The following is a 13,085-nucleotide window of genomic DNA, read 5'->3' on the forward strand; positions in this document are numbered from 1 at the left end:
CAACTTTTATTCGTACATTTGCAGCATTATTACTTATCTAACTGCTCTAAGCAGAAAAACAATTCCCGAACACTAACTACAATTAATATTGCAATATGAAAAGACTTTTTACACTATCACTGGCTGGAATGCTGGCACTGAGTGCAATGGCTACAGCGCCGAAAGTGACCACCGACAAGCGGTTTGTACGCGGTGCCACCATGGCTTTCGGACGAATGACGGCATCGGGTTCTAACATCCGCGAACGTGGTTTCTGTTTTGCCGAAACGCCAGAACCGACTATCGACGATCAGAAGACTACCACTACCCTCTCCAACCAGGGTACCATCTACTGGCTGAAGGACCTGAAGCCCGCCACGAAATACTACATGCGCGCCTATGCCATCAATAAGGACAACGAGGTGGGCTACGGCGATGTGATTAAGTTCTATACCATACCCATGGGTAAGGTGACCTACAGTCTGTGGTTTCCAGGCGATACCGACGATGCCATCAAAAACCGTATCAAGAAGGCCATGGAGGATGCCTGCTACTATTTCAACAACATGACATCGGCCGTGCGCGACTATGACGTGGCCTACAGCCCCGGCACTCCAACGGCCGACTGCAACTATACCGACCGTCCGCACATGAACATCGGACCGAACTCATCCTACCAGCGCTGCGGTACCGTGATGCACGAAATGGAACACGGACTGGGATTGCAGAACTACAGTACACAATGGTCGAAAAACATACTGCGCAGTGGCGACGGCCGTGGCTACTGGCTGGGCGACCGTGTGACAGAAGCTCTTCAGTTCTGGGACAACACAAGCAATGCGCCCTTGCTGAACGGAGACAACATCCACATGTGGCCCTACGGTGTGAACGGCGCTCAGGAGGACAACGGCAGTAACGAGCTCTATCTGGCCAATGCCATGATCTGTCAGGCATTGGGCGAGGACGGACTGGAACATAGTTATCAGTGTTTTGCCGAGCCTTACTACGCTCTGCAGCAGGAAGACACCGTGAAGTTCTACATCAAGAACGAATCGACCGACCGCGGTTTCTACACTTCATTCCTCATGCCTACCAAGTCCGGCACGCTGAAATGGGTGGAGATGACTGCCGAACAGGCCGAGGCCAACGACAGTGTTGCATGGTACTTCACCTTCACGCCCGAGAATCAGTACTATCAGATAAAGAATGCTGCCACCGAGAAGTATATCACCTTTTCCAGCAGCACCATCAAGACTATAACACGCACCACTCTGACCAGCAACGACAACTGGCACCTGATGAAGGGACGCGTTGACGCCAGCGGACAGCGCGGCTATTGGATTATTCACCCCGAGAGCGGCAACTGGACACCGAAGTGCTTGCAGGCCAACAGCAACGGAGCCACGGCGTCCTCCAACTTCAACATTGCCAATTCGGCCGCCAACCAGCGCTGGCTCATCATGACACTCGAAGAGATGAAGGAAGTAGATAGCAAGTCTATTGGCAGCAAGAAGAAAGAGGCAACCACTCTGCTCGGTCATATCACAGCACTGAAGGAAGTGGCTCATCAGGAAACGACTGCTGGTGCCGATACTGATTTCGAGACTGCCCTCAGCACTTTCGAGGCCCGCATTAACGAGGCTACTTCGCCCGACCAGATTGTGACCATCATCAACGAAATGAACGAGGCAGTACGTATCTTCCTGCAGAGTGTGGTGGCTACCGACAAGGAGCATCCTTTCGAACTGACCTATATGCTGGCCAATCCTACTATCGATGAGAATACCGAAGGGTGGTCCACAACGGCCACGGTGAACTATGGCTGCGCCGAGTTCTTTGAAAAGACATTCGACTTCAACCAAACGCTGAAGCCCATGCCTACCGGCAACTATAAGTTCTGCGCACAGGGATTCCAACGCCCAGGCTCGTACACCGATGCCTACAACGACTTCATTGCCGGTACCAACAAGGTGAGCGCCAAGATATACATCGGCACTTCAAACACGCTGCTGACTCACATAGCCACCGAAGCACAGACCAAGAAGATTGGCGGAAACGAGGCTACCGTAGGCGGCAACAAGTATATCCCAAACAATATGCAGGCAGCCAGTCTTTACTTCAAGAAAGGACTCTACGAGAACACCATTGAAAACGAACTGAAAACGGCCGGCGGACAACTGCGCATGGGTATTAAGTCCACCTCGATGCCATCATCATACTGGGTGATCTTCGACAATTTCCGACTCTATTTCTTTGGTAAGGAAAGCGATGCTCAGGGCATTAACGCTCTGAACAGCAGGGAAGAGCGCTCGTTGAACCACGCTATCTATACCCTTGACGGACGCCGAATGCCTGACAACGCTCAACTGAAACCGGGACTGTACATCCAGAACGGAAAGAAATTCCTGATAAAATAAAATATTGAGCTAAAGGTCAAAAAAAAACAGCGCTCCCATCACAACTAACGTACTGTACGTTAAGAGTGATGGGAGCGCCTTTTAGATATAATTTTGTTTGTTACTGACGAGTTTTAGAGAGTGATCTCGCAACCCAGACCCAGCACACGATTGGTACGGGTGAAGGTGTTGTGACCAGCAGGGATACCGAGAACGATTTTATTAATCTCCATGTTCTGAGCGGGAGTATCCATGTCGTAGTCCTCATAGTTGGTCTGGAAATAGGCAGCCTTCAGAGATACCACATTGCTCAGCTTGTAGTTCAGACCGAAGCCAAAGCTATAGCTGTTTACAACAAACGACATATCGTTCATGTAGGCATCGGTGAGGTCGTAGCGAGTGAGCTGACCACCGGCTGAAACGGTGAGACGAGGAAGAACGTCCCATTCTACACCACCCAGATACTCATCGGTACCGCCGTCAAGCAGTTTCTGAGAGTTCTCATACCAGTGGGCCTGCTTGTCGAAGAAGTGGTGATAGCCCAGGTCGAGACGAACATTGTCAAGTACGCTCCACTCTGCACCAAGGGTAAGCAATGCAGGTGCATCCTCGGGAACGCTGGTACCATCTACATACTTAGCAGTGGCAGGAATCATGGCCGACTCAAGGTCAGAGTTGTTCTTCATGCGCATACGGGTCTTGAACTCGTACTTAGCAGCGAAGTTGAAATCGCCAAGCTTGTAGTCAACACCAATCACAGGAGCAATACCCCAACCGGTCTGGTCACTCTTCAGGTTCATACCGTTTTTGGCATAGGGTGACAGGACCTCGCCTGCGGCAGTGAGCTGATCAGGTGCTGCCAATAAACTATTCAGACCATCAGCCTTTTCTTGCAGTTCCACCACAGCTTTCTGGCTGCGAGCCTGTTCCTCAGTCATACCAGCAGCTTTATAACCGGCAACATACTGATCTATTCCATTCTGTACTTGGCCAAGAACTGCCTGAATGGTGGGTTTTGCATTCAAAAGATTGCCGACAGTTTGTTCGAAATAAGTAGTAAGCGTCGATGGGTTAGTACCGTTCATCACACGGATATTGTTCAGACGAGCCTCATATCGAGCAGAACCGTAGAGCAAACGAAGACCACCATAAACAGAAAGATTCTCATTAATCTTACGAGCAGCGCCCAACTGAACTCCGAAATAATACTGGCGCCCCCTCATGTAACCATCCACATCGTAACCTGTCACAGCAGGAACACGAGTATTGAATGTCGGCACAGCATCTGATACGCCTTGAAGTCCAGCATTCAGCTTTTGCGAAGTGCCGCCCAAATATTGTGCAATTGCACCTACGGCTGTCTCGAACGAACCTACGCCCTTGTCGAACTCACACTTACCGCCACCGCCGGGGATGGAGAAATTGAACTGGAAACTCCAGTTGCCAGTATTATAGGCTGCCTGCACTGAAGGAATCACAGGTGCATCAGCAACGCCTTCAAAAGTCTTCGTACTCTGACCGTTGTTCTTGGCTCCCAACTTGAACAAATCGTTGGTAGCAGTAACCGTACGGGTCTGGTGAGCATACTGCCAGTTGAGTCCCAGATGGAAACCTTCGGGCATGAAAGCCACACCTGCCGGGTTGCTATACACACCATCAAGACCAATAGCGGCATCACGAGCGGGATTGCGAAGAAAATCAATACTCTGATTAGTGTTGGTTAAGATACCACCGGCAAATGCTGTGGATGTGGTTGCGGCCAGTAACAAACTAGCAAAGCAAACTTTAAAATAATTCATATCCTTTAAAATAAATCTTAAAAAAATTCGGCTGCAAAGGTAAACGAATTGTTCAAAAAACCCCTGTTAAGGCACACAGAGTTAACAAATATTATACAAAAATTGCACAAATCCTGCACATTCGTGCATATTTGTGCAATTTTCGAGCGTTACTTTTTGCACAATCACAAACATAGTTGTGCAAAAATTGTTCAATTTTCCGACTTATTTCACAACTTTGTTTCCATTTCGAACAAAAATTCCTTTTGCGGGTTCGGAAGCAAGTTGTCGGCCTTGCAAATCGTAAAGTTTTTTAACTTGTTGTTTGTGGGCCGAGATGGTTTGGATGGCATCGGTCTGTTTTGGAGTGAGCAATACATTGTCGAAGCCAATGATTTTCTCGGATCCATTGGAGTTGTGCATGGCAGCAAGCAGGATAGTGGTAGATGCCTCGCCATCGCTTTCCAACTCGAGAGCAGCATGTTGCCATTCAGTCTTATTCTCAAGAGAAGGAGCTGTAACAGTAGCACCGCCTTCGGTTTGCGCACTGACAATAGCATCGCCGCCCAATCCGCTTTTCCACACATCGGCCGTCAAAGTATAGACGCCTTTAGGCAAACGGAGTTCCTGTTTCAGGGTAATGGTACTGGTGCCCCAGTTCTGACGTACCCAGTAGGTCTGCTTACTTTCTGCAGAAGGGACAGGAAGAGATGCAAAAAAATTACTGAAGAAGAGGTCGCCCGACTTCAGCGCAGTCAGGTCGTTCTCATTGCGCGAGCTATAATCGACGGTCCACCCATTGGGCACATAGATGGCACGGTCGCTAACAACGCCGCTATTGGCCATTTTGCTATAAGTGCCCTCAAAGTTGCCATTCTGCAGGGCAGTAGGCAGTTCTTTCTCTTCGTAGTCAATATTCTGCAGCAGGCAGATTTCTTTACGAGAGAAACAAACATCATAGACACGCAGAAAACTGATGGTGCCACAGAAGTCCTGATTGTCGCTGGCGTAGGTACCATCCCACCATTGGGTACGACCAATGTAGTTGCGGGTATCCTTGGCCACTTCATAGAGCATATAGGGTTCGTTCTGATTGTCGGTGCCGGCAGCATCCTCTACACCATTTATATATATACGCGTGGTATGGGTAGCTGCATCGAAGGTCACAGCCAACTTATAATCGGTATTGGCAGCCAGTTTGGTCTTGCCATTTACCATGGTGGTAGTACCGCCATTCAGCTTGATGCCGGCAGACAAGGCATCGGCACGCAGGAAGAGACTGTTGCCGGAACCTGATCCGAAATCGTAGATACGTGGCTGTTTGGTCATGGTCTTGATATTCACATTGACCAGAACGGTGAAAGAGCGCAGCCCGTCCAGCAGTTCCTCGGGAATCTGTCCGTACTGATTGGTTGAAAAGCCGGTAGCGGTATTCTTCGTCAAGTCGAGCGTTCCATTCTGCTCATAGCGCAGATTATCACCAATATAGTATTCTTTGACCTTTACAGTAAAGTCCTTGCTCTGCTCACCGATGGTTGCTGTCAGCACAACGGTGGTATCGGCAGCCTGACGGGTGAGCACACCGGTATGGGAGATGATAGAAGCATCGGAACTTTTCCAACTCACGTCAAGGCCGAGACTCACGGATGGCAGCACAACATCGGAGTGGACCTCTTCAGGCAGGCGAATAGCGTCAATGGCAGCAGTAGCGAGCTGTTCATCCATTAGCGTCTTCATATCCTTCACCATCGACTGCACGGTGACGGGAGAAGCCACGGCATAAAAGTCGCTCTGCGCAATGATGGAATGATTATACTCGCTGCCAACGGCTTCGGGAGTACCACCAGTGAGCGACTCAGTCTCAATGACTTGATCAACCAATCCATTACGATAGAGTGTCAACACATGACCGTCGTAAGTCATCGAGAGTACCCAGGTTGTCATCTTTGTGGGGTGATTATCGCCACTGGTGCCTGTAGAGTTGGTGGCCCAGTCGTCGCTGGTGAGCAGACGGTTCTGACTCTTGTAGCTCTTATCACCAATCGTTACCACCGGGTAACTGTCTGAGCCTAAGCTATAGGTCATATTGCCCAAAGTAAAGAGTTTGCCTTCATACTTTGAAGTGTTCATGGCAAAGCCAATGGTCAACGTTTTGTTTGCCCCAAAGGTGATAGTGGGAAGGCGATCCACGTTTTCAGGTTCCTTGGTCAGTTCCTCCTGCCAGCCATAATCACTGTGAATAGCTGTGGGATAGCCTTTCGGATAGTTTTTCTGCACCATCCAATAATAGTAATCGCCCTGCATCCAAGCCACACGCATGGGAGAGTTCTTTGAACCAGGAATGACGAATGGGCGGGCATTGTTCTTCGGTGAGTTCTGAGTGATTTGCTCAGAGCCTGCCACCTTGCCATCGTCATCAATGGTATATTTCCATATCTCATAGACACCATCCTTATTATATTGGCCGTCCTTGGTTGGGATGGAGAGATACATATCGTTGATATGGTCGGGATCAAGACTCATACCGCCACTGTAGCAGCGCTCGGTACTGTTCCAGTTCTGGTGGAAAGCATGTCCGGCATAGGTCACCCAAGTATTTTTCCACGCAGAACCGTTCCAGCGGGCATACCAATAGACATGCGAGGTCTTGGCATCGTCGATATGGGGATAGGCTATCACGGGATGCTCGTCACTGTCGAGAGCTATCTGCCACACCCAGTTACGGATGTTGGCCGATTTGTCAACGATGGTAGCAGGATAGTTGGAGGCATAGGTGCTGGTCTTGCTGACATTGAATACACCATTATTAATAATAGAGAGCTGGTTGCCGTTCAAGTCGCGCAGAATAGGGCCATTGCCATGATTGATGTCGATGACATTGAAATAGAGCCAGTCGGGCATTTCGTTGTCGGGATGACCTGTGGTATAGCTGACATAGATTTTATCCTTACCATTCGACTGATACTTGGCATAAGGACGGGCACCGGTAGATTGCACAATCTGCTTAGGGCCGAAGTCAAACTCACAGTCGCCTTTTTCGTCGGGCATGGTGAGACGGGCAATAGTGGGATGCCAGTTGATGCCGCGCCAGCAAAGGTAGATATGCTGTGGATCGTCGGAAAGGATGAACGGTGAGGGATAGGTGGTATTGTTGGCCGTGGCCAAACGCTTCTCTTCGCCCAAAGCGGTGATATCGCCTGGCTTTTCTGACACGCGGTACCAGATGCAAGCCTCATCGGTATGGCGGGTATAGAAAATCATGACTCGCTCATCGGGCAACACGATGAAGGTAGGATTGTTGTGATCATCGGGCTGGAAGTAAGAACGGATGAGCACATCGGTCTTGCGATGGTTCAGCCAGTCATACTGCGTTGCCTTCACATTGCCATGCACATCAATATAGCCAATATAAGTGGCATTGATAGTACCTGCCTCGTTTTCATAATGCAAAGCGCGGGGATCGGCAAACCAGCACCAGGCGCCTTCCTCGGCTACGACATTCTGACCATAGAGATTGGTAAAAAGCCCAATAAGGACAAAGAAAAGTGTCAGTAGTTTTTTCATCTTACAATTTAATTATGATAGTTAGTAATATTCAGTAGCAGCAATCAGAAAATGGCTCAAAAGCCACTTACTGATTGGACTTCAGTTCAGGATAACTGATACGAGTATGGTAAATGGTCTTCAGTTTCTCGATAAGCACTGTCTTTGAATACTGGATATCCCTGAAGGTGATGGGACACTCACGGAAATAGCCATCGCTCACCATACTGTCGATAATACGGTCAACCAGCGAACGGATGCTCTGCTCGGTATAGTCGGGCAATGAACGAGAGGCGGCCTCAACAGCATCGGCCATCATCAGAATGGCCTGTTCCTTGGTGAAAGGATTTGGTCCAGGATAGGTAAACAACAGTTCATCAACCTCTTCGTCGGGATGGGCATTCTTGTAGTTCACATAGAAGAACTTGGCTTTTCCCTGGCCATGATGTGTTGAGATGAATCCTTTTATCACATCGGGCAGGTTGTATTTCTCGGCCAGTTTCAATCCTTCGGTCACATGACTGATAATAATCTGAGCGCTCTCAATATCAGAAATCTGCTCGTGAGGATTAATACCACCCGACTGATTCTCGGTATAATAGATAGGATTCTGGATTTTTCCGATATCATGATAAAGGGCGCCGGTACGCACCAACTGGGCTTTGGCACCGATCTTTCGGGCTATCTCAGCACCCAGATTGCTCACCTGAATACTGTGCTGGAAGGTTCCTGGAGCCACCTCACTCATGCGGCGCAACAGTTCCTTGTTCATATCGCTCAGCTCAATCAGCGTGATGTTTGAGGTATAGCCGAACGTTTTCTCCATGATGTAAAGTAACGGGTAGGAACAGAACAGCACCAGACCACAGATAATCAGATAATTATAGTCGCTGAAAGAAAGATTCCGGAAACTGGGCACTGTGATAAGATCGAGTGCCAATACCATCAAGCAAGAGGCAACGGTAACAGCGCCGGCAGTCCAAAGCAACTGCGAACGACTGGACAAATCGCGAAGAGAAAGGATGGCTGTGAGTCCGGCGGTAATCTGAACAGCGATAAACTCCAGTGGATGCTGCAACACGCAGGCCGTGATGAGCACCAACGCAGTGTGGGCCATAAACGCCGTTCGTGAGTCCATGAACACACGGATGAAAATAGGCACCATCGCAAACGGAATGATGAACACATGCAGAATGTTATGCCCCACCATTAGTGATGCAGCTATTGAAAAGACGACAATGAGCGAATAGATCATGATCACAGAACGCATATTGTCGAAATAGTCGCTGCGGAAAATACTTAAGAAGATAGTAAAACCTGTAACGAGCAGCAAAACATACAGCAACTCGCCCAATACTGTAGTGGTGAAGCGCGATTCGCTCTGATTACGGCGATCACTCTCACGCTGGAACGACTCAATGAGAAGGAGCTTCTGTTCATCGACAATAGTACCGCGGTCAATAAGCTTCTGTCCACTAAGAGCCACTCCGCTGGCCATCGGAACAGAGGCAATCAGGTCTTGTTTGCTGGCCTCGCTGCGTTCTTTGTCATAAATCAGGTTGGGTACGATAAAATCGTTCAGGTTCAATTCAGTCAATACATCACGATGCGACTGCAACATGGCATCGCCCATTAACTTCTCGTAGGCTTGCTTGGGGGTTAAAGTAGAAGAGAGGCTGACGCTCTTTGCCGTGTTTCCAATCACCACGCGAATGGTACGCAGCGTGTCATCGCCATTGATGGCTGGTTCCTTTGTATCCACAATACCTTGGTCGTAAAACTGATGAAGGCGATTGGCAATAATGCTTTTATAATCCTTATAGCCACCAGACGTCAGTTTATTGTATTCCTGAACAAAATCGCGCACCTTTACATCGGCCATTTCCATATTTTTCACATAATACGGCTCATAGTCACGCAACACACTGTCGCACTGGGCTTTCAGTGTAGCTTCACTTTTATAAATCGGGAAATCAAAAGGAGCGGTAAGGTCGGCATAGCGCCAAGGTTTTCCTAATTCTATCTTAAAGTTCTGTTGCGTCTCTCGTGGCATGAACCACACAATGACAGAAGCCGTAACCAAAACAAGGACAACGCGAATCACCACATCATGCCAAGTCAAGTTGGCTTTCAGGTCTATATGTCTCATTTTAAATCGCTAATTCTTATTGAATGATATTAAAACAGGGCAAATTTATATATAATTTTGCAGAATGCCAAAAAAATTGCGTAACTTTGCATCCAAATTTGACATAACATCATGACTGAAAGAAAAGTTAGGGTGCGTTTTGCCCCAAGTCCCACGGGTCCGCTGCACATCGGCGGTGTGCGTACAGCCCTTTACAACTATCTGTTTGCCCGCCAGCACGGCGGAGACCTGGTATTCCGCATTGAAGATACCGATACAAACCGTTTTGTTCCCCAAGCCGAGGCTTATATCATTGAAGCATTCCAGTGGCTGGGTATTAAATTTGACGAAGGCGTTTCCTTTGGCGGCCAGTATGGCCCTTATCGCCAAAGCGAACGTCGCGATATCTATAAGAAATACGTTAAACAACTGCTTGACGCCGGCAAGGCCTATATTGCTTTTGACACGCCTGAAGAATTGGACGCCAAGCGTAAAGAAATAGAAAATTTCCAGTACGACAACAAGACTCGTATGCAGATGCGTAACTCGCTGACCATGCCTAAGGAGGAAGTTGAGAAACTGATTGCCGAAGGTACACAGTATGTAGTACGTATCAAGATTGAAGCTGGTGAAGAAGTATTGGTTGACGATATGATTCGTGGCGAAGTGCATGTGAAAAGCGACATTCTCGACGACAAAGTGCTCTATAAGAGTGCCGACGAGCTGCCCACCTATCACCTGGCCAACATTGTGGACGACCACTTGATGGAGATTACTCACGTGATTCGCGGTGAGGAATGGTTGCCTTCTGCCCCACTACACGTACTGCTCTATAAAGCTTTCGGATGGCAGGACACGATGCCTCGCTTTGCTCACCTTCCTCTTTTGCTCAAGCCTGACGGAAAGGGAAAACTGTCAAAGCGCGACGGTGACCGTCTGGGATTCCCTGTATTCCCACTCGACTGGAAAGACGAGCAGGGCAATGTTACATCGGCTGGATACCGCGAGCAGGGCTACTTCCCTGAGGCAGTAGTAAACTTCTTGGCATTGCTGGGATGGAACCCGGGTACTGAACAGGAAATGTTCACACTTGATGAACTGGTAAAGGCTTTCGATATCTCGAAATGCTCAAAGGCTGGTGCTAAGTTTGCCTACGAAAAGGGAATCTGGTTCAACCATGAGTATATTCTGAAAAAATCGGCTGAAGAGATTGCCCGTCTTTTTGAGCCCATCTGCCGTGAGCATGGCGTAAAGGATTCTTTCGAGCGCATTGAGAAGGTGGTAAGCATGATGAAAGACCGTGTAAACTTCGTCAAAGAGTTATGGGATCTGTGCTCATTCTTCTTTGAAGCCCCCACATCATACGATGAGAAGACAGTTAAGAAACGCTGGAAAGAAGATTCAGCCCAGACACTTACAGAACTGTGTACTGTGTTGGAAGGAATTGACGATTTCTCACTGGAAAATCAGGAGCAAATCGTTCATGCATGGATTGAGCAAAAGGAACTGAAACTCGGCAACGTCATGAACGCTTGGCGTCTTGCTCTCGTAGGCGAAGGAAAGGGTCCCGGTATGTTCGACATCTCTGCTTTCCTTGGAAAAGAAGAGACAATCCGTCGTACTAAGAAAGCGATTGAAGTGCTTGGGTAAGTATGAATAAGATTACAGTTGCCCTCGCTGGGCTGTAAGGAAGCTCTATGTACAATATTATCATCTACATCTATCTGTTGGGCGTGGCCATTGCAAGCCTTTTCAATGAGAAGGTGCGCAAGATGTGGCGCGGTGAGCGAGATGCTTTCCGAGTATTACGCGAGAAAGTGGATCCCAATGCTCACTATGCGTGGGTACATGCTGCTTCATTAGGTGAGTTCGAGCAAGGGCGTCCCATTATTGAACAGTTAAAGAAAGAGCGTCCCGAACTGAAGATTCTCCTTACTTTCTTCTCGCCATCAGGCTACGAGGTACGTAAGAATTACGAGGGTGCAGATATCATTTGCTATCTGCCGTTGGATACGATTACAAATGCTCGTCGCTTTTTGCGTATCATTCGTCCTGAGATAGCTTTTTTCATCAAGTATGAGTTCTGGTACAACTATCTCCACATTCTGAAACATCGCAATGTGCCAGTATATAGTGTGTCGAGTATCTTCCGCGAAAACCAGATTTTCTTCCGCTGGTATGGGCGGCAGTATGGAAAGGTGCTGAAATGTTTCACTTATTTCTTTGTGCAAAACGAGACGAGTAAACGACTGTTAGCCAGCATTGGACTGAACAATGCTACCATTACTGGCGACACTCGTTTTGACCGTGTTCTTCAGATTAAGGAAGCTGCGAAACAGTTACCCCTTGTTGAGGAGTTCGTTGGAAACAGCGAGAAAGTGTTTGTGGCAGGCTCATCATGGCAACCCGATGAGGAAATCTTCCTCAAATACTTCAATGAGCATAAGGACTGGAAACTCATCATTGCTCCCCACGTGATTGGCGAAGACCACTTGCAGCAGATTGAAAAGTTGCTTGAAGGCCGTAAGGTCATCCGCTATACTGAGGCCGAGAAAACTCTCAACGCTCAATTATTGGACAAGTCAAGCGACAAAGTCGAGCGCTCAACTCTCAACTCTTGTGACGTGCTCATCATCAACTGCTTCGGACTTCTTTCAAGCATTTACCATTACGGTCAGGTAGCCTATGTAGGCGGAGGCTTCGGTGTTGGCATTCACAACGTGCCAGAGGCTGCAGTTTGGAGTGTTCCCGTTATCATCGGTCCTAACAATAAAAAATTCCAAGAAGCACAAGACCTCTTGGAGATAGGGGGATGTTTCGAAATCAGAAACTATGAGGATTTCGAACAATTAATGAATCGTTTCCAGAACGATCCTAAATTCCTACAGGATGCAAGCGCAAAAGCAGGAAACTACGTAACTGAAAAGGCTGGTGCTACAGAGCAAATCCTGAAAGCTATATAATTTCAGGAAACTATTTAGTAGTTTCAGGCTCTTTGCTTGGATCAACGGCTATACGCTCAGGCTGACGGACACCATATAATACACGTACACGCTGGTCAGGGCGCTGATAAGGTTGGGGAGTCACCTTCAGGGTGTCTCCCCCTTTATTATTATAGGTAGCACCTGTCGCACCATCAATCTCCGTTTCTGGTTTCACATCTTTAGATGCATTTTTCGTTGTTTTGCACGATCCGAAGCCCAATAAGGCAATCAGTGATGAAAGCAACACATTTGTAACACGATAGAAATTCTTCTTCAT

General features: G+C 48.1%; 7 protein-coding genes. 3 read left to right on the forward strand and 4 right to left on the reverse strand.

Going from position 1 to position 13,085, the window contains the following annotated elements; all coding sequences use genetic code 11:
* Positions 1-95: 95 nt before the first annotated feature.
* Positions 96-2,396 carry an RICIN domain-containing protein gene (locus tag L6475_RS12000; RefSeq protein ID WP_237820352.1) on the forward strand — a complete coding sequence of 767 codons (2,301 nt, stop codon included), beginning with the start codon at positions 96-98 and terminating at the stop codon, positions 2,394-2,396.
* Positions 2,397-2,509: 113 nt separating this feature from the next.
* On the opposite strand, the gene L6475_RS12005 is transcribed toward L6475_RS12000, so the two are convergent.
* The 3 genes from L6475_RS12005 to L6475_RS12015 all read right to left on the reverse strand — a co-directional run bounded on the left by L6475_RS12005 (position 2,510) and on the right by L6475_RS12015 (position 9,845).
* Positions 2,510-4,174 (reverse strand): transporter, encoded by a 1,665-nt coding sequence (locus L6475_RS12005; protein WP_237820354.1) that lies wholly within the window; start codon positions 4,172-4,174, stop codon positions 2,510-2,512.
* Between the two features lie 204 nt (positions 4,175-4,378).
* A complete protein-coding gene (locus L6475_RS12010) occupies positions 4,379-7,717 on the reverse strand; it encodes a BNR-4 repeat-containing protein (protein ID WP_237820356.1) in 3,339 nt (1,112 codons plus the stop codon).
* 67 nt (positions 7,718-7,784) lie between these two features.
* Positions 7,785-9,845, reverse strand: a complete 2,061-nt coding sequence (locus L6475_RS12015) for an HD family phosphohydrolase (RefSeq protein ID WP_237820358.1) — start codon at positions 9,843-9,845, stop codon at positions 7,785-7,787.
* Positions 9,846-9,956: 111 nt separating this feature from the next.
* Between L6475_RS12015 and gltX the strand changes: the two genes are divergently transcribed.
* The gene (gene gltX, locus L6475_RS12020) at positions 9,957-11,474 is read left to right on the forward strand and encodes a glutamate--tRNA ligase (protein WP_237820360.1); all 1,518 of its coding nucleotides are present in this window, start codon (positions 9,957-9,959) and stop codon (positions 11,472-11,474) included.
* A gap of 47 nt (positions 11,475-11,521) precedes the next feature.
* Positions 11,522-12,787: a 3-deoxy-D-manno-octulosonic acid transferase gene (locus L6475_RS12025; RefSeq protein WP_237820362.1), complete on the forward strand. Its 1,266-nt coding sequence runs from the start codon at positions 11,522-11,524 to the stop codon at positions 12,785-12,787.
* Positions 12,788-12,797: 10 nt separating this feature from the next.
* Here the strand turns inward: L6475_RS12025 and L6475_RS12030 are convergent, their stop codons facing one another.
* Positions 12,798-13,085 (reverse strand): hypothetical protein, encoded by a 288-nt coding sequence (locus L6475_RS12030; RefSeq protein ID WP_237820364.1) that lies wholly within the window; start codon positions 13,083-13,085, stop codon positions 12,798-12,800.

Source organism: Prevotella sp. E9-3, from assembly GCF_022024015.1.
Lineage (GTDB): Bacteria > Bacteroidota > Bacteroidia > Bacteroidales > Bacteroidaceae > Prevotella.